Source organism: Micromonospora sp. D93 (assembly GCF_018070365.1).
GTDB classification, from domain to species: Bacteria; Actinomycetota; Actinomycetes; order Mycobacteriales; family Micromonosporaceae; genus Micromonospora; species Micromonospora ureilytica.
In genome coordinates this window covers 112769-131192 of sequence record NZ_JAGPXW010000001.1, presented here as the reverse complement: position 1 = coordinate 131192, position 18424 = coordinate 112769, and the positions used below count along the sequence as shown (strand labels likewise).

16 protein-coding genes are annotated in these 18424 nt (G+C 70.8%); 6 read left to right on the top strand and 10 right to left on the bottom strand.

Features of this window, described 5'->3' with window-relative positions; genetic code table 11:
- Positions 1-128: 128 nt before the first annotated feature.
- Genes KBX71_RS00560 through KBX71_RS00545 form a run of 4 tightly spaced genes read left to right on the top strand, consistent with a single transcriptional unit; the run spans position 129 to position 3557 of the window.
- On the top strand, positions 129-884 hold the full coding sequence (locus tag KBX71_RS00560) for an amino acid ABC transporter ATP-binding protein (RefSeq protein WP_088946762.1): 756 nt from the start codon (positions 129-131) through the stop codon (positions 882-884).
- A gap of 56 nt (positions 885-940) precedes the next feature.
- Positions 941-1819 carry a glutamate ABC transporter substrate-binding protein gene (locus tag KBX71_RS00555; protein ID WP_210815893.1) on the top strand — a complete coding sequence of 293 codons (879 nt, stop codon included), beginning with the start codon at positions 941-943 and terminating at the stop codon, positions 1817-1819.
- 41 nt (positions 1820-1860) lie between these two features.
- Positions 1861-2568: an amino acid ABC transporter permease gene (locus KBX71_RS00550; RefSeq protein WP_210815892.1), complete on the top strand. Its 708-nt coding sequence runs from the start codon at positions 1861-1863 to the stop codon at positions 2566-2568.
- Complete coding sequence (locus tag KBX71_RS00545) at positions 2565-3557, top strand: amino acid ABC transporter permease (RefSeq protein WP_210815891.1); 993 nt, start codon at positions 2565-2567, stop codon at positions 3555-3557. The genes KBX71_RS00550 and KBX71_RS00545 overlap by 4 nt, the downstream gene beginning before the upstream one ends.
- A gap of 94 nt (positions 3558-3651) precedes the next feature.
- Here KBX71_RS00545 and rny read toward each other — a convergent pair whose 3' ends face one another.
- The 8 genes from rny to KBX71_RS00505 form a co-directional block, all read right to left on the bottom strand.
- Complete coding sequence (gene rny, locus KBX71_RS00540; protein ID WP_210815890.1) at positions 3652-5418, bottom strand: ribonuclease Y; 1767 nt, start codon at positions 5416-5418, stop codon at positions 3652-3654.
- Positions 5419-6348: 930 nt separating this feature from the next.
- The gene (locus KBX71_RS00535; protein WP_210815888.1) at positions 6349-7038 is read right to left on the bottom strand and encodes a regulatory protein RecX; all 690 of its coding nucleotides are present in this window, start codon (positions 7036-7038) and stop codon (positions 6349-6351) included.
- Between the two features lie 14 nt (positions 7039-7052).
- The gene (recA, locus tag KBX71_RS00530; protein WP_053656326.1) at positions 7053-8099 is read right to left on the bottom strand and encodes a recombinase RecA; all 1047 of its coding nucleotides are present in this window, start codon (positions 8097-8099) and stop codon (positions 7053-7055) included.
- 184 nt (positions 8100-8283) lie between these two features.
- A complete protein-coding gene (locus tag KBX71_RS00525; protein WP_030489422.1) occupies positions 8284-8484 on the bottom strand; it encodes a DUF3046 domain-containing protein in 201 nt (66 codons plus the stop codon).
- Between the two features lie 5 nt (positions 8485-8489).
- Positions 8490-9881: an MFS transporter gene (locus KBX71_RS00520; protein ID WP_210815884.1), complete on the bottom strand. Its 1392-nt coding sequence runs from the start codon at positions 9879-9881 to the stop codon at positions 8490-8492.
- Between the two features lie 195 nt (positions 9882-10076).
- Positions 10077-11681 carry a flavin monoamine oxidase family protein gene (locus KBX71_RS00515; protein ID WP_210815882.1) on the bottom strand — a complete coding sequence of 535 codons (1605 nt, stop codon included), beginning with the start codon at positions 11679-11681 and terminating at the stop codon, positions 10077-10079.
- 149 nt (positions 11682-11830) lie between these two features.
- A complete protein-coding gene (locus KBX71_RS00510; protein ID WP_210815879.1) occupies positions 11831-12535 on the bottom strand; it encodes a UdgX family uracil-DNA binding protein in 705 nt (234 codons plus the stop codon).
- Between the two features lie 250 nt (positions 12536-12785).
- On the bottom strand, positions 12786-14126 hold the full coding sequence (locus KBX71_RS00505; protein ID WP_210815877.1) for an aminotransferase class I/II-fold pyridoxal phosphate-dependent enzyme: 1341 nt from the start codon (positions 14124-14126) through the stop codon (positions 12786-12788).
- A gap of 34 nt (positions 14127-14160) precedes the next feature.
- Between KBX71_RS00505 and KBX71_RS00500 the strand changes: the two genes are divergently transcribed.
- Together KBX71_RS00500 and leuE are read left to right on the top strand one after the other, a co-directional pair.
- Positions 14161-15405: a bifunctional pyridoxamine 5'-phosphate oxidase family protein/GNAT family N-acetyltransferase gene (locus KBX71_RS00500; protein WP_210815875.1), complete on the top strand. Its 1245-nt coding sequence runs from the start codon at positions 14161-14163 to the stop codon at positions 15403-15405.
- On the top strand, positions 15405-16076 hold the full coding sequence (gene leuE / locus KBX71_RS00495; protein WP_210815872.1) for a leucine efflux protein LeuE: 672 nt from the start codon (positions 15405-15407) through the stop codon (positions 16074-16076). The genes KBX71_RS00500 and leuE overlap by 1 nt, the downstream gene beginning before the upstream one ends.
- Before the next feature lie 137 nt (positions 16077-16213).
- Here the strand turns inward: leuE and KBX71_RS00490 are convergent, their stop codons facing one another.
- Together KBX71_RS00490 and KBX71_RS00485 are read right to left on the bottom strand one after the other, a co-directional pair.
- Complete coding sequence (locus tag KBX71_RS00490; protein ID WP_210815870.1) at positions 16214-17143, bottom strand: sporulation protein; 930 nt, start codon at positions 17141-17143, stop codon at positions 16214-16216.
- A 208-nt stretch (positions 17144-17351) separates the two neighbouring features.
- Positions 17352-18416 (bottom strand): hemolysin family protein, encoded by a 1065-nt coding sequence (locus KBX71_RS00485; protein WP_210815868.1) that lies wholly within the window; start codon positions 18414-18416, stop codon positions 17352-17354.
- Between the last annotated feature and the right edge of the window lie 8 nt (positions 18417-18424).

Below are 18424 nucleotides of genomic sequence, written 5' to 3'. Positions count from 1 at the left end.
CGCCCGACAACGATCGTGACCGGTGTTACCGCTCCGTGACCCGCTGGGTTGCGTTCTGCCACATCAGGCCGCCTACAGTGGCCGCACCGGGGGTCAACCGACCCCGATCCGGGAGACGACAGGGGACGGTGGACGACGTGACGACGGGCGAACCGCTCATCGTGCTGGACGCGGTCAACAAGTGGTTCGGGCCGCTGCACGTGCTGGACGACGTCTCACTGTCGGTGGGTCGGGGCGAGGTGGTCGTGGTGATCGGCCCGTCCGGCTCCGGCAAGTCGACGCTGTGCCGCACGATCAACCGACTGGAACCGATCAACTCCGGCACCATCACCTTCGACGGTCAGCCGCTGCCGGCCGAGGGCAAGCCCCTCGCGAAGCTGCGCAGCGAGGTGGGCATGGTCTTCCAGTCCTTCAACCTCTTCGCGCACAAGACCATCCTGGAGAACGTCACCCTCGGCCCGATCAAGGTCCGCAAGGAGAAGCCGACCGCCGCCCGCGAGCGCGGCCTGGCCCTGCTCGACCGGGTCGGCATCGCCAACCAGGCGGACAAGTTCCCGGCCCAGCTCTCCGGCGGTCAGCAGCAGCGGGCGGCCATCGCCCGGGCACTGGCGATGCAGCCCAAGGCGATGCTCTTCGACGAGCCGACCAGCGCCCTGGACCCGGAGATGGTCGGCGAGGTGCTGGACGTGATGACCTCGCTGGCCAGTGACGGTATGACGATGGTCGTGGTGACCCACGAGATGGGCTTCGCCCGGCACGCGGCGAACCGGGTCATCTTCATGGCCGACGGGCAACTGGTCGAGGACGCCCCACCTGCGGAGTTCTTCGCGAACCCGCGCAGCGAGCGGGCCCGAGACTTCCTCTCCAAGATCCTCACGCACTAGGCGTCCGTAGTGGAGCGCGCCGTACTCGGTGGGCTCCGTTGAAGAAGGAGAAGAGTATGCGTATCAAGCGCGTTGCGGCAGTCGCCGCGGTCGCCGCTCTGGCGCTCGGCCTCACCGCCTGTGGCGGCGACGACGGCGGAGAGGGCACCGGCGCTGACAGCAAGTCCTTCACCGCCGGCACCACGATGGAGAAGCTGAACAAGGCCCAGAAGATCAAGGTCGGCACCAAGTTCGACCAGCCCGGCTTCGGCCTGAAGGGTCTGTCGGGCAAGCCGGAGGGCTTCGACGTCGAGATCGCCAAGATCATCGTCAAGGAGCTCGGCATCCCCGCGGACAAGATCGAGTGGGTCGAGGCCCCCTCGAAGGTCCGCGAGGACGTGATCGTCAACGGCACTGTCGACCTGGTCGCCGCGACCTACACGATCAACGACAAGCGCAAGGAGCGGATCGCCTTCGCGGGCCCGTACTACGAGGCCGGCCAGAACATCCTGGTCAAGAAGGACGACACGACCATCACCGGTCCGGACTCCTTCAAGGACGGCACCAAGAAGGTCTGCTCCGTCACCGGCTCCACCCCGGCCGAGACGATCAAGCAGTACGTCAAGGACGTCGGCACCCAGCTGGTGCTCTTCGACACCTACGACAAGTGCCGCGACGCCCTCAAGGGCGGCCAGGTCGACGCCGTGACCACTGACAACGTGATCCTGCTCGGCTACATCGCCAAGGACGAGGCGTCGTTCAAGCTGGCCGGCAGCAACTTCACCAAGGAGCCGTACGGCATCGGGGTGAAGAAGGAGGACGCGGACTTCCGCAGCTTCATCAACGACACGCTGGACAAGGCTGTCGCGGACGGCAGCTGGAAGAAGGCCTGGGACGGCACCGCCGGCAAGTTCGGCGCGGAACTGGGCTCGGCGCCCACCATCAACCGCTACTGATCTGATCCTTCGATCTGGAGGGTGGGGAGGAACACCGAGCCGTGAACGTGCTCATCGACAAGTTCGACGTCTTTGCGGGTGGTTTCTGGCTCACCCTCCAGATCTGCATCCTCGCCGCGATCGGTGCCCTCGTCCTGGGCGCCGTCGTGGCGGTGCTGCGCATCTCACCGGTGCCGCCGCTGCGCGCGCTCGGCACCAGCTACGTGAACGTCTTCCGCAACATGCCACTGACCGTGGTGATGTTCTTCGCCGCGTTCGGCCTGCCGGCGCTCGGCTCCAACGCGGACTTCCTCCGCATCCCGGTGATCGACTCGCTGTTCAGCCGACTCGGCACCGACCTTCCGTACTTCCGGTTCGCACTGATCGCCCTGGTGCTGTACACCGCCGCGTTCGTCTGCGAGGCGCTGCGGTCCGGCGTGAACGCGGTGCCCGCCGGCCAGGCGGAGGCGGCGCGGTCACTGGGCCTGACCTTCGGGCAGAACCTGCGGTACGTGGTGTTGCCGCAGTCGTGGAAGGCCTCCGTCGTGCCGCTCGGCTCGGTGATCATCGCGATGATCAAGAATTCGGCGCTGGTCGGCTTCTTCGGGGTGGTCGGTGACCTGTCGGCCACTGCCGACCAGCTCACCTCGGCCGAGGGCTACGCCTTCGTCCCGGTCGCCATCGGCGTCTCGATCGGCTACCTGATCATGACCGTGCCGCTCGGCGCCCTGCTGGACCGGATCGAGAAGCGACAGGCGGTGGCCCGATGAGTCAGCGGACCAGCGTCCTCTACGACGTTCCTGGCCCCCGGCAGCGGCGGATCACCCTGATCAGCAGCATCGTCGCCGGCGTGGTCCTGCTCGTCGGGGCCTACTTTTTGATCTACCGACCCCTGGACGAAAAAGGCCAGTTGTCGATGGAGCTGTGGGGGCCGCTCATCGACCCCTCCAACGAGAACTTCACCCAGGTGTGGGAGCGGATCGGCCTCGGCTTCAAGAACACCCTGATCGCGGCGGCGATGGCCATCGTGGCCTCGCTGGTGGTCGGAACGCTGCTCGCCGTGCTCCGGATCCAGCTCAAGAGCCTGACCCGACGGCGGTTCGTCGGCGCGGCGACGCCGCTGGCGTACCTGCTGCGTGGGCTCAGCGCGCTGCTGTCGGCGATCACCCGTGTCTGCGTCGAGGTGTTCCGCGGCCTGCCCGTAGTGATCACCATCTTCTTCGTGGCCCGCGGCTTCCCCGAGTTCGGCCTCTACTTCGACAACCTCTGGTATCTGGTCATCGGCCTCACCATCTACAACTCGGTGGTGATCGGCGAGATCCTCCGCTCCGGCATGGAGGGGCTGCCGGGTGGCCAGGCCGAGGCCGCTGAAGCCATCGGGCTCTCCCCGACACAGACCACCCGGATGATCCTGCTGCCGCAGGCCTTCCGGATCATGCTGCCGGCACTGATCAGCCAGCTGGTCGTGGTGCTCAAGGACACCTCGCTGGGGTTCATCATCAGCTACGAGGAGACCCTGAACATCGGCAAGCAGATCATCGGCGCGCTGGGCAACCCGATCCAGGTCTACGTCGTGATCGCCGTGCTCTTCATCGTGGTGAACTACTCGCTGTCGAAGCTCGCCCAGTACGTTCAGCGGCGGCTCGCCCGGGGCCGAAAGACGGCGGGCACCCCGGCGCAGAACCCGCCGCCGGCGGCCCTGATCTCCCAGGCCGAGGGCGGCGGCGGAGGCGGCGGAGGCGGCGGCATGGGCGCCTGAGCCACGGCACACCGACCAGAAGGCCGCCCCGAGCAATTCGGGGCGGCCTTCGGTCATCTGCCAGTGTCTGCGCGGCGAGCGCCGCCGGTCCGACTCAGCGGGCGATCTCGGTGACCCGGGACTCGCGGACCACTGTGACCCGGATCTGACCCGGGTAGGTCAGCTCCTCCTCGATCTGCTTGGCCACGTCGCGGGCCAGCACGGCCGCCCCGATGTCGTCCACGTCGTCCGGCTTGACCATCACCCGGATCTCCCGGCCGGCCTGCATCGCGAAGACCTTGTCCACGCCGATCTTGCCGGCCGCGATCTCCTCGATCCGCTCCAGCCGCTTGACGTACGCCTCAAGGCTCTCCCGACGCGCGCCCGGCCGACCACCGGAGCAGGCGTCGGAGGCCTGGGTGAGGACGGCCTCGATGGTCTGCGGGGGTACCTCGTTGTGGTGCGCCTCGATGGCGTGCACCACGTCCTCGTGCTCGCCGTACTTGCGGGCCAGGTCCGCGCCGATGATGGCGTGGCTGCCCTCCACCTCGTGGGTGAGCGCCTTGCCGATGTCGTGCAGGAACGCCGACCGTTTGATGATGGGCACGTCCAACCGCAGCTCGGCGGCCATGATGCCGGCGATGTGAGCGGTCTCGACCAGGTGCTTGAGCACGTTCTGCCCGTACGAGGTGCGGTAGCGCAGCCGACCGAGCAGGGTCACCAGCTCCGGGTGGATCTCGGTGATGCCGACCTCGACCAGGGCGTCCTCGGCGGCGCGGAGGCAGAGCTGCTCCACCTCCTGCCGGGCCAGGTCGTAGACCTCCTCGATCCGGTGCGGGTGGATGCGCCCGTCCAGGACCAGCTTCTCCAGGGTCACCCGGCCCACCTCGCGACGGACCGGGTCGAAGCAGGAGAGCAGCACCGCCTCGGGGGTGTCGTCGATGATCAGGTTGACGCCGGTCACCGACTCGAAGGCGCGGATGTTGCGCCCCTCCCGGCCGATGATCCGCCCCTTCATCTCGTCACCGGGCAGGTGCAGGACGCTGACCACGCTCTCCGCGGTCTGCTCGCTGGCGACCCGCTGGATCGCGTCCACCACGATGTGTCGGGCGCGCTGCTCGGCCGTGTTGCGCGCGTCGGACTCGATGTCCCGCACGAGCAGGGCCGCTTCCCGCTTGGCCTGCGTCTCGATGGCGTCGACCAGCTCCAGTCGGGCGGAGTCGGCGGTGAGCCCGGCGATCCGCTCCAGCTCCCGACGGCGCAGCTCCTCCGACTCGGTCAGCTCGGCCTCCCGCTGGGCGAGCGCGGCCTCCCGAGCAGCGAGGGCGGCCTTCGCGGCGGTGAGCTGCCGCTCCCGCTCGGCGAACCGCTCCACCTCCTCGGTGTGCATCCGCTCCCGCTCGTCCATCCGAGCTGCTCGACGTTCCACCTCGGCGGCCTGCTCCCGGGTGGTGGCGGCGAGCACCGCGACCTCCCGCTCGCCGCTGCGCCGGGCCGCCGTCCGCAACTGCTCGGCGTCCGCCTCGGCCTGCTTGTGGGCGCGCTCCAGAACGGTGTCCGCCTCGGCCCGGGCGTCGTCGAGGACCCGACGCGCCTCGGCGCGGGCCGCCTTCGCCTCGGCCTTCGCCGCCGCCGCCTCGGTACGGGCCGCGGCGGCCGCGGACTTCGCCACGTCGATCGTGCTGTTCGCCTCGTCGGCCGCGGTCCGCAAAGCAGCGAGGGACTGCTCCTGGCGGTCCTTCTCGGCGATGAAGGCGGGATCCTCCGGAGCCGGCGCTGCGCCCATCCGGCGCATGGTCCGGATGCCGACCAGCACGGCCCCGATCACCACCACCGCGAGGACGAGGACGGCCGCGAGGAGCACGACGTCGAACGCGTTCATGCCGGGACCCCGTCGGGTCTACCGATGAACCTGTGCCGCCGCCCCGCCATGGCCGCCTCCCCTAACGTCGAGACCGCAGCGACCGTGCCGGGGGCACACTCCTGCGGCTGTGGACGCCCGACCGGAGCGGCTGGCCGTGGGTAGCTTTCTCCGCCGGCGGTGCCCGTGGGCAGCGTCGGCGACCGGGTGCAGTTGTCGCAGCGTTCCGGACCGGCCTGTCCGGAACTGCCGCCAAAGGCCGCGGAGTCGGCCAAAGTGATGCTGTTCTGTTACGCGATCTATGTTGTGCGCTTAGCCTGCGCTGGTCGGGCAATGTGAGCCTGTATGGCGAGGCTAGGTCGCCGGGGGTGCTCCGGTCAAGGACTCATGATCAAACCCCCCGAACGGAGCGAAGTTGCGGCGTCACTCAAAGCTGATGTCGTGTCGGACACGGAAGGACAAACACGGCGAGCCGACGGCCTCGATACGGATGTCGTGCCTGTTCAGAGACTGCGGCGCCCCGCGTAAGAGCCGACTTTGTGACACCAGCGACCCCCCGCTCGCGCCCAGCCCTCTCGTCGGGCTCGTCACTTCAAGATCGCGCTCGATCCTGAGAGTCAACACCGTTGCGTGAGGGCTGCAGCCCGGCGAGAAGATCGCACCGATCTTGCAGTTTCGGCTGTCGATATGGGCGGAATGCCCCTTATGTCGGGACAGAAAGTGCAAGATCGCGGAGCAGGGGCGGCGCGCGGTCGAGGATCATGGAGTTGTGGCGCCCGGATTGGTGCTTTACGGGCGTTTGGTTGCCCACCACAACTCCATGATCGGCGAGGCAACGCCGGTGTTGACTTCCGGCACCGAGCACGATCTTGGCGCCGGGCGCTCGGCGGGCGCCAATGCTCACCCCGACGGGCGGCCCTCAGCGTCGAGTCGACATACCCATCGCGCCGCTCAGTCGGTCAGACGGTTGTCGCGCTCCAACTCGCCCTCGGCATCGGCGAGCGCGTCGGCGTCGATCTGCTCGGCGAACTCTGCCGCCTCGGCGCTCTGCGCGGCGAGCGCGTCCTTCACCGCCCGGATCGCGACGCCAGGCGGGTAACCCTTGCGGGCCAGCATGCCGACCAGCCGGCGGAAGACCGCATCCGGCTCACCTCGGGCGGTGCGCAGCTTGCGTTCCACGAGGCCACGGGCGGTGTCCGCCTCGGTCTCCTCGTCCAGCTCGCCCAGCGCCTCGGTGGCCACCTCGCCGTCCACACCCTTGCGGCGCAGCTCGTTGGCGAGCGCCCGGCGAGCGAGGCCGCGCCCGGCGTGCCGGCTGGACACCCAGGCCCGGGCGAACGCGGCGTCATCGATGATGCCGACCTCGTCGTACCGGTCGAGGACCTCGGCCGAGACCTCCTCGGAGATGCCCCGCTTGGCCAACGCCCCGGCCAACTCGGCCCGGGTGCGGGGCCGGACGGCGAGCTGGCGCAGACAGATCTCGCGGGCCACCTCGGACTCATCCCGAGGAGGGGATGCCGGCTTGTCCGCCTGTGGCTCGGCCTGGCGGCCTCGCCGGGGGCGGGGCGGATCGGTGGCATCGCTCGTACGAGGCGGACTGGCATCCCAGCCCCGCCCCGTACGAGCGCGTCGTCCTGCCATGGGTCAGCGACCGGTCAGAAGTCGACAGGCGGCAGCTCCGGGCCACCGGCGGCGTCACCCGCGCCGACCCCGACGCCGAGCTTCTCCAGGATCTTCTTCTCGATCTCGGCGGCCACGTCCGGGTTTTCCTTCAGGAACTCCCGGGCCTTCTCCTTGCCCTGGCCGAGCTGGTCACCGTCGTACGTGTACCACGCTCCGGACTTGCGGATGATCGCCTGCTCCACGCCGACGTCGATCAGCGAGCCCTCACGCGAGATGCCCTTGCCGTACATGATGTCGAACTCGGCCTGCTTGAACGGCGCGGCGACCTTGTTCTTCACGACCTTGACCCGGGTGCGGTTACCGACCACGTCGGTGCCGTCCTTGAGACTCTCGATGCGTCGCACGTCGAGCCGGACCGAGGCGTAGAACTTCAGCGCCCGACCACCGGTGGTGGTCTCCGGGCTGCCGAACATGACGCCGATCTTTTCCCGCAGCTGGTTGATGAAGATCGCCGTGGTGCCGGTGTTGCTGAGCACACCGGTGATCTTCCGGAGCGCCTGACTCATCAGCCGGGCCTGGAGGCCCACGTGACTGTCGCCCATCTCGCCCTCGATCTCGGCGCGCGGCACCAGGGCCGCCACCGAGTCGATCACGATGATGTCGATCGCGCCGGAGCGGATCAGCATGTCCGCGATCTCCAGCGCCTGCTCGCCGGTGTCCGGCTGCGAGACCAGCATCGCGTCGGTGTCGACGCCGAGGGCCTTCGCGTACTCCGGGTCGAGCGCGTGCTCGGCGTCGATGAAGGCGGCGATGCCGCCGAGCCGCTGGGCACTGGCCACCGAGTGCAGTGCCACAGTGGTCTTACCGCTGGACTCGGGGCCGTAGATCTCGACCACCCGACCACGGGGCAGGCCGCCAATGCCGAGGGCAACGTCGAGCGCGATGGAGCCGGTCGGAATGATTGCGGTCTGGACGACCGGCCGGTCACCCAGCCGCATCACCGAGCCCTTGCCGAATTGCTTGTCAATCTGAGCGAGAGCAAGGTCGAGTGCCTTCTCCCGGTCAGGCCCTGCTGCCATGTTTGCCACCCCTGCCTTCGCCGGCGTCTTTGCTGAGCTTCGCGTCACGCGGACACGCTAGGCGCTAGGTCCGACAGAAAACCAGCCGACGGGCCGCGAGCTGTGGACGAGCACCCCGCTGTGGACAGTAGCCGAACAGGTGTACGACTCGGCAAGCGACACGCGGAACCGACGAAAAGGCTGCTCAGCGTAGTCGAGCGGGCACGCGGTCGGGGTACGCGGCACAGACCGCCCGCCACACCACGTGCGTCTGCTCCCCCGATGCCAGGGCCTGCTCGATGGTCCGTCCGCCGAGCTGGGACAGCACCTGATCGCGGGCGATGCTGGCCGCGTAGCCGGGCCCGAACGCCTCGTCCAACCGCGTCCAGAAGTCGGTCAGCCGCACAGTGATCAGCCCTCCTCGTCCGGTGCCCCGGTCGGCACCGGGCGCAACGCTAGCGCCACCAGGGGCACCGCCGCGACCGCCGCGAGCAGGGTGAGCACGGGATAACCGGCGAACTGCATGACAAACCCGCTGACCACGGCAGCCCCGGCCCCGGCCAGTCCCATGATCAGGTCGGACAGCCCCTGGACGCTCGGCCGCACCTCGGCCGCCACCGACTCGGACAGCAGGGTCGAGCCGGCCACCATCGTCCCCGACCAGCCCAGGCCGAGCAGGACCAGACCGATCGAGAGCCGAGGCGTGTGGTGCCCGGCGGTGCCGGCGACCGCGCAGGCGGCCAGCAGCAGCCCGGCCCCACCGAGGATCACCGCCCGTCGACCGAGCCGGTCGGTGAGCCAACCCACCACCGGGGAGAACGCGTACATGCCGGCGATGTGCAGGCTCAGCACGATGCCGACCAGCCGCAACACGTCGGCGTCGGCGTGCGACTCACCGAGTCGGACCGGCGTCATCGCCATCACCGCCACCATCACCAGGTGACCCACCGCCACGGCGGCGATGCCGAGTCGGGCGGCGGGCTGTCCGCGTACCACCGACCAGGCCGCACGCATCCCGGCGCCGCGCGGCGCGCGCACCCCGACCGGCGCGGCCGCCGGCGTCGCACCGCCACCTGCCGCCGGCGCCTCGGCCGCCACGGCGGTCGCCGTCGCGTCGGCGGCCGGCGGCAGATCGGCAGCTGTCGCCTCGGCCGCCGCGAGCCGCCGCGCGGTGAGCAGCGGGTCGGGCCGGAGCAACCCGAGGAGTACGACGGCAGCCAACACGAACGCGGCCGCGCTGAACGCGAACGGGCCGGCCAGCGGGGGCAGCCCCCAGCCGGTGGTGACCCGGTCGGCCAGCGCGGCGAAGTTCGGCGCGGCCACCGCGCCGATGGTGGTCGCCCAGACGATCAGGGAGAGCTGCCGCCCCCGGCGGGCCGGCTCGGCGAGATCCACAGCCGTGTAGCGGGCCTGCAGGTTCGCGGCGGTGCCCCCGCCGAAGAGCAGCATGCCGAGGAAGAGCAGCGGCACCCAGCGCGTCGCCGCGGCCAGCACCACGAGCACGCCGCCGACGGCGCCGACCGCGTACGCCAGCACCAGGCCCGGCCGGCGACCGTGCCGCGCCATGATCCGGGTGACCGGGACGGCGAGCAGCGCGGCACCGACCACCCCGGCGCTCTGCGCGACACCGGCCACCGCGGTCCCGGCGATCCGGGCCGCGAGCAGCGCACCCACGGCGATGCCGATGGTCACGCCGGTCCCACCGATGATCTGGGTGGTGAAGAGCAGCCGCAGGGTACGCCGCTGGATCGACGTGACATCGGGGGCGACGGCGGTACGCGGCGCGGTCAGGTCGGTCGCCATCGGCGCTCCTCACATCCGGGGGTGCCTCATCCTCGCGCACCCACGCCGGCGCCCACCGCCCGCCCGCCTGCCTGCCCGCGAGCAGAGTTGCCAGTCCGCGGATCCGGGTCAGGGTGAGCACTGTCAATCTTGGACACTTTCCGTTACGCGCGAACGGAAAGTGTCCAAGATCTGGACGGCGCACGGCTAGGTCGGTCAGCCGGTCATCACCCGCTGGTGCAGCGCGGAGACCGCCGAACGTGCGGCCACGAACGCGCCGTGCTGCCAGGCCACCTCGTGGCTGAGCCAGTCCCCGGCGAAGTAGACCCGCCCGGCCGGCTGGAGCAACAGGTTGTAGCCGGCCGTGCCGTACCGGGGTGACGTCCAGGCGCCCTCGACGTAGCGGGTCCGGTCCCAGGCGTGGGAGTACGAGGTGACCAGCTCACTGCGGTACTTCTCACCGTGGATCTTCACACCCTGGCTGATCGCGCGCTCGCTGCGCTGCTCCGGCGTGAGACCGCTGTACGCCCTGGCGTTCGCTCCGGTGTTGTAGTAGCCGACGACCAGGCCGCGCTTCCCGTGGAAACCGTAGGAGGGGTACCAGATGTGCGACAGGTCCAGGTCTGTCTCGGTGATGCCGCCGTAGATCCGCTGATCGGTCTCCCACCAGCGGCTGCGGTACTCCAGGCCGATCTTTCCGGAGGCGGTGACCGGGAAGTCGGCCAGGGCCGCGGTCACCGGTGTGCCGAGGTTGTGCGGCACGCGAGCCATCAGGTGCGGCGGCAGCGCGGCCACGCAGTAGTCGGCGGTGACCTGCGACTGCCGGCCACCCTGCCGATAGGTCACCTCGACCCGGCTGCCACGGTCGGTCACCCCCGTCACCTCGGCGTTGAGCCGGATCCGATGCGGGCCCACCGCCCGGGCGAGGGCGCGGGGGATCTGGTCCATCCCGCCGACTGGCTGGAACATCAGCATGGCCTGGTCGTAGCCGAATTCGAAGGAGAAGTACCTGCCGACGTTGCTGGCGAAGACGTCGGAGAGTGCCGGCGGCGCCCCGAGCAGGCTTCCCACGTCGTTTCCCGCGCCGGGATAGGCGGAGTAGCCCCGACGGTTGGTCCCGGAGTACGCCCAGTCGTTGGTCCGTCCGCCGATCGCGCCGAAGCTCTGCAGGAACGACAGCAGACGGTCGCGGTCCTCGGTGGTGAGCCGGGCGTCCAGCGCGCCCTGGTCGGTGGCCTTCGCGAGCAGTTCCGAGACGTAGCCGTACACGTCGGCCTTGGCGGTGCGGTAGCGGACCGGACCGGTCATCCCGGCGGACTCGTTGTAGATCAGGGCGTCGGCGTTCTGGTTGGTGAAGACCTCGATGGGTACGCCGAGCTCCCGGCAGTAGTCCATCGTGACCATCCATTGTGCGATGCGCCCCGGCCCGGCGTTGAAGTAGACCCCGTCGGAGAAGCCCGCCCGCTGGGTGCGCCCGTCGAGATCCGTCTCGACGTCGCCGCCCCGAATGGTCAGGTTCCGCCCACCGACGCGGTGCCGCGCCTCGAGGATGGTGCAGTGGTAGCCCGCCTTGCCCAGCTCGTACGCCGCGGTGAGCCCGGCGATGCCGCCGCCGAGAACAACCACGCTGGCGCCCGGACGCCCGGTGAGAGTGAAGTCGGACCGCTCCGGCGGCCGGAATGCCGGGGTGACCGACGCCGCAGCGCTGGGGGCCAGCCCCATGGCGCCCATGGTGGCGAGCATCGCTCCGGCACCACCGCTGATTCCGACCGTACGCAGGAACCCACGCCGGCTGACCATCGACTGCGTCTGATCGCTCATAACGGCCTCCCCTACAAGATCGACTCGCATGAGTCTGCAGAGGATCTGTTACGCGGTTCACGCATCGCCGTTTCCGGCGGGTATCGCCTCGCCGCGCGATCCGGGCGGCAATTTCCGTCGGCTCGGATCGGGGCGGTTGCGGTCGGCGGCTAGCCCGGCAGGGCGCGGGTCACGACGGTGAGGTCGGCGACCAGGCCCTCGTACGCCTTGTCCTGGTCGTCGGCCCGCAGGACGGCGGACGGGTGGATGGTGGCCAGCAGCCGAGCCTGCGGCGCGTCGGCCCGCTTCCCGGCGTTGTCCACCGGCACCTGCTGGAAGTCCGCGGGGTGTTGGGCCGACTCCGGCCAGGGCAGTAGCTCGCCCCGCTGACGGGTGACCCGGAAGGACGGGCCGAGCAGCGCCTTGGCGGCGGTCGCGCCGAGCACCACCACGATCTCGGGGCGCAACCGGGCGAACTCGGCGACCAGCCAGGGCCGGCAGGCGGTGATGTGCGCCTGGTCCGGGGTCTGGTGGATCCGCCGCTTGCCGCGCAGCTCAAAACGGAAGTGCTTGACGGCATTTGTCAGGTAGAGGTGACCCGGGTCCAGCCCGGCGTCGTCGACCGCGCGGCGCAGCAGGCGTCCGGCCGGGCCGACGAAGGGCAGCCCCTTCTGGTCCTCCATGTCGCCGGGCTGCTCGCCGACCAGCACCACGCGGGCGCTCTCGTCGCCCCGGCCGAAGACCGTCTGCGAGGCGTCCCGGTACAGCTCACAACCCCGGCAGCCACCGGCGGCGGTGCGCAGGTCGTCGATGGTGTCGGCGTCGGGCGGGATGAACCGCTGGGCGCCCGGAGCACTCCCGGTCTGCTCGGCCATGCCGACTGTTATATACCCGTTCGATGCTCGTCGCCGGGTACGCCCCGACGCACGGCCGCCTCGCGTCAGTACCCGTTGCCGCCCCCGTCCCCGCCAGACGCGATCGCGATCAGCACGATGACGATGATGATGATCGCCACCGCGATGGCGATCCAAATCCCCTTACGAGCCCCACCAGAAGCCATACCCCCACACCTCCGGGCGCCCGCATACCCGTCTCCCCCGCCGCAAACCCCTGCGACGGGACGGGTTAGGTGGGGAAGCCCTGGGTGGGGGGTGGGTTTTCGGCTTGGGCCAGGGCGGCGGCCAGGGGGGCCAGGTCGGTGGTGTCCAGGGAGCTGACGGTGATGCGCAGGGCGGGCGGGGCGGCGATCCGGTAGAGAGCGCCGGGTGCCACCGCCCAGCCGGCGTCGCGGAGGGCGGTCACCGTGCTGGTCTCGTCCGCGACCGGCAGCCAGACGTTGATGCCGCTGCGACCGTGTGCGGTCAGGCCGTGCCCCGCCAACGCGGCGAGCAGCCCTTCGCGCCGCTGCTCGTAGCTCAGCGCCGCGCGCCGCACCAACTCGGTGACCGCCGGGTCCCGCCACAGGCCGAGCACCAGGCGTTGCAGCACCGTGGAGACCCAGCCGGCGCCGACCCGGGTACGGCCACTCACCCGGGCCACCGTCGTCTCGTCGCCGACCAGCACCGCCATCCGCAGGTCCGGGCCGAAGGGCTTGCTCACCGAGCGGACGAAGGCCCAACTCGCTGTCGCACCGGCGAGCGGGTGCAGGGGTACGCGGGCCAGCTCGGCGGCGTGGTCGTCCTCGATCAACAGCAGGTCCCGGCGGCCGGCGAGCAGCGTCCGCAGCGCCTCGGCGCGGGCTGCGGAGACGGCGGCGCCGGTCGGGTTCTGCGCCCGGCTGGTGACGATGAGCGCCCGCGCTCCGGCGGCCAGCGCGGCGGCCACCCCGGCGACCAACGGCCCCTCGTCGTCCAGCGGCACGCCGATCGGGCGCAAACCGAGCGCGGCGACCAGGTCGAGCAGGTTGGCCCAGCCCGGGTCCTCGACTGCCACCGCGTCGCCGGGGCGCAGGTGGGCGCCGAGCAGCCGCTCGATGCCGTCCAGCGCCCCGCCGGTGAGGGTCAACTCCCCGGCCGGTACGCCGTCGGCGCGCAGCCGGGCGCGGGCCGCCTCGGCCAGTTCGGGCAGCACTCCGGCATCGGAGTAGCCGACCGACGGGCCGCCGTCGGCGGCGAGCGCCGCCAGGTGCGGGCCCAGCGGGGGAAGCAGCCGGGGGTCGGGTTCACCCCGGGACAGGTCTCGGGCGCCGGGCAACGGTGCGGGGCGCAGCGCGGAGCGGCGGGCGGCCACCGGCGGGCGCTGGCGTACCCGGGTGCCGTGCCGACCGGCGGTGGCAAGCAGGCCGCGCTGGCGTAGCTCCTGGTAGGCGCGGGCGACGGTGGCGGGGCTGACCCCCAAATCTGCGGCGAGTGCCCGCACGGGCGGCAGGGCGGCGCCCGGCGGCAGGGCTCCGGCACGAATGCCCGACTCGATGCTGGCCGAAATCTCGACGGCTGTCGTACCGGTGAGCTGATAGTGTGCTGACACAAATAAGAGATTGTACTAGAACAAAGGGGCGCGCATGTATCCACCCACCGCCCGGACCACACCCCACCGTTCCCGCGACAAGATGAGCTACGACCGGGCCGCCGCCCACGCCGTGCTCGACGAGGCGTACGACTGCGCACTCAGCTTCGTCGTCGACGGCCAGCCACGGGTGCTGCCCACCCTGCACGTCCGCATCGGCGACACCCTGTACCTGCACGGGTCCACCGGCAGCCGGCCCCTGCTCGCCGCCCGGGGCGACGACGGGCTGCCGGTCTGCGTCGCGGTGACAGTGCTCGACGGGCTGGTCTACGCGCGCTCCCAGTTCCACCACAGCGCCAACTACCGCTCGGTCGTCGCCCACGGCACCGCCCGACTGGTCACCGACGAGCGGGAGAAGCTCGCCATGCTCACCGCGCTTGTCGAGAAGGTCGGCGCCGGACGCAGCACCGCCGCCCGTCCGCCCAGCCGACGCGAGCTGGCCGAGACCGCCGTACTGGCGTTGCCACTGCGGGAGGTGTCCGTCCGGGCCCGCGCCGGCGGGGTCCGCGAGGACGAGGACGACCTGCACCTGCCGCACTGGGCCGGCGTGCTACCGCTGCGCCTCACCGCCGGGCCACCCGAGCCGGACGCCGGGGTCACCGCGCCGCTGCCGGCGTACCTGCGGACGCCCCGCACGCCCTGGCACGACCCCGTGCCGCTGCACGGCGAGCACGTTCGGTTGGAGCCGCTGGAATTGGCGCACACCGACGAGTTGCACACCACCACAGCGGACGAGGAGGTGTGGCGGCACCTCAGCGTCGCGGCACCCACCGCCCCCGCCGAAACCGCCGAGGTGATCGGCACCGCCCTGGCCGCCCAACACCGGGGCGAGCGGGTGGCCTGGGTGCAGCGGTGCGCGGCGACCGGGGCGGTGGTGGGCACCACCTCCTACTACGACATCGACCCGGAACGCCGGGCGGTGGCGATCGGGCACACCTTCCTCGGCCGGCCCTGGTGGCGTACCGGGATCAACACCGAGGCGAAGCTGCTCCTGCTCAGCCGGGCCTTCGACGACCTGGGCGCGGTACGGGTCGCCTGGCACACCGACATCCGCAACGTCCGCTCCCAGGCGGCCATCGAACGGCTCGGCGCGACCCGGGAGGGGGTGCTGCGGATGCACAGGCAACGCCCGGACGGCTCCTGGCGGGACACCGTGCAGTACGCGATGACCGTCGACGAGTGGCCGAACGCACAGGCCAGGCTGCGAGAAAGACTTCTGCGGACGGCACCGGTGGCGTGATGATGGCGGGCGTGCTGGGGATCACCGACATCTGGACGTACGTGCTGGGCACCGTGGCCATCATCCTGCTGCCCGGGCCGAACTCGCTCTTCGTGCTCTCCACCGCGGCCAAACGGGGCGTCGCGGTCGGCTACCGCGCCGCCGCCGGAGTGTTCGTCGGCGACGGGGTGCTGATGTTCCTCTCCGCCGCCGGGGTGGCGTCGTTGCTCAAGGCGTACCCGCCGCTGTTCATGGTGATCAAGTACGCCGGTGCCGCGTACCTCGGCTATGTCGGGGTGACCATGCTGCTCGGCGCCGCGCGGCGCTGGCGCGACCGCAACGACCCGAGCACGCCGCGGCTCATCGACGCCGCGGAGCCGGCGGCGATGCGCAGCCCGTTCCGCAAGGCGCTGGTGATCAGCCTGTTGAACCCGAAGGCGATCCTGTTCTTCATCTCGTTCTTCATCCAGTTCGTCGACCCCGGCTACGCCTGGCCGGCACTGTCGTTCCTGCTGCTCGGGCTGATCGCGCAGGTGACCAGCGCGCTCTACCTGACCGCGTTGATCTTCGCGGGCACCTTCCTGGCCGCCCAGTTCCGCCAACGCCGTCGCCTGGCGGCCGGCGGCACCACCGTGATAGCCGCCCTCTTCCTGGCCTTCAGCCTGAAGCTGGCCACCGCCAGCGCCGGCTAACCCCCGGCCCGGCCGCGGGCCTGGCGTCGCCGCGATCTTGCACTTTCGGTGGCCGGGACGCGTGCTTTGACCATATTTGTCTCCGCAGAAAGTGCAAGATCGCTGGGCTGGGCCCCGGGTAGGGCAGGCGGGGCTGGTCAGGTGCCGTCGCCGCCGGAGCCGCCGCCTCCCACGCCCGCGCCGCCGGCGGTGCCGCCGAGGCCGTAGCCAGGTCGGATCGGCTCATCGGGGTGGCGGCTGGTGTGGGCGGACCCCGCGATCTGCGCGGACCAGTCGGCGTGCGCGGCCGCAGCGGCGTGCCGGTTGATCGCCTGGCGGATCCAGCCGTCCACTGTGGCGACCCAGTCCCGCCGGTCGGCGTCCTCGTGCCAGATCCGGAACCGGCTGATGCTCTGGTGCGTGATGCCGGCCAGCGCCAGCCGGCGATCCATCCAGAGGATCACCTCAAGGCCCGCCGAGTTGGTCACGAAGATCACCTCCAGTTCGGTGATCGGGCCGGCGTAGAGCGGCCCCACCCAGTAGCCCCAACGCTGGTGCAACGGCAGGGTGTGCTCCACCCCCGGCAACCCGCCCTCCTGCAACCCGGACTGGCGGATCATGAAGCCCAGAGTGTCCAGCGCCGCCAGCACGTGCTGCTGGGTGGGGATCGGGTGCACGAAGACCGGCACCATGGCCCCCTGGTCAAGGTCGGGGTCGAGCGACACCTCGGTCCGCAGGCCCATCCGCAGACTCAGCAGTGGCACCCCGCCGAAAGTGGTCACCGGGGTCTCCCACGGCAGCGGGAACGCGAAGTCGACAGCCCGCCGCCGACCGGCCGGTACGACGAACCGGCCGGCGATCGGGAGCTGGTGGAACTGCATGAGACGGCGGGCCGCGGCCGGGTCATCCGGCTCGACAGTGGTGACGAGGCCGAGCCGGATGTGTCGCACCAGCACGTCGTCCGGGCCGGCCGCGAGGGTCACCCGCCCGGGTAGGCGCAGGCCCGGCCGGGTACTCGGGTTGGGGAGCGTGGTCTGCACGGAGAGCCCGGTCCGACCGGACTCCGGGGACACTCCCGTCAGCCGCACCGCGCCCTCCCGCCAGGCTGGGTGGCCTCGCCGTCGCGAGGCCACCTCAACTGTCGCGGATCCGGCGCAAGATCACCCCAGCTCTCGCGGATCCGGCGCGAGGTCACCGCAGCTCTCGCGGACCCAGCGCGAGGTCACCCCAACTCTCGCGGACCCAGCGCGAGGTCACCCCGACGTCCGCGAAGAGTGACCACCCCTCCGGTCAATTTCATCGCAAACGCCGCCCGCGCGGGACCGTGTCGGTCTCGTCGTCGAACTCCCCGATGACCTCCTCCAGGAGGTCCTCCAGGGCCACGAAGCCGATCGGACGGGCCGGGCCGCCGCCGTTGCGCACCAACGCGAGCTGTGACTGCCGGGCCCGCATCGCCGCCACCGCCTCGGTGACCGAGGACGTCGCGGGCAGGGTGAACGCGGGCGTCATCAGCTCCCCGGCGGTGGCGACCCGGCCGGTGGTGACCACCCGTACCGCCTCCCGGACGTGCACGAGGCCGCACACGTCGCCCGCCTCGTCGAGCACCGCGAGCCGGGAGCGGCCACTGTCCCGGCTGACGTCCTCGATCCGCCCGGCCGAGTCGTCCCGGCGGACGGTGACCATGGTGGCGAACGGTTCCATCACCTGCGCCACCGACGTGCCCTGCAACTCCAGCATGCTGGTCAGCAGCTGGTGCTGCTCGGCGCCGAGCAGGCCGTGCTCACGGGACTGCTCCAGCAGGATCCGCAGCTCGTCCGGCCCGTGCACCTGGGCGAGTTGGTCCTGCTGGTTGACGCCGAACAGCCGCAGGATCGCGTTGGCCAGGGCGTTCAGCGCGGAGAGCACCGGCCGGGAAACCCGGGCGAAGGCGCGGAACGGCAACGCGAGCAGCGTCGCCGAGCGCTCCGCGTCGGTGATCGCCCACGACTTCGGCGCCATCTCCCCCACCACCAGGTGCAGGAAGGTCACCACCCCGAGGGCGAAGACCAGGGCGATCAGGTGACTGGCCGCGTCCGGTAGGCCCACCGCGTGCAGCAGGGGGCTGAGCAGGTGCTCGATCGCCGGCTCGGCCAGCGCGCCGAGACCCAGGGTGCACAGCGTGATGCCGAGCTGCGCGCCGGCCAGCATCAGCGACAGCTCGCGGACGCCATCCAGCGCGGCGCGTGCCGCCCGACCACCGTTCGCCGCCGCCTGCTCCAGGCGGTAGCGCTTGCTGGCCACCAGGGCGAATTCGGCGGCCACGAAGAACCCGTTCAGCGCCAGCAGGATCACCGAACTGAACAGCGCGATCCCGGGGCTCATCGGTGCTT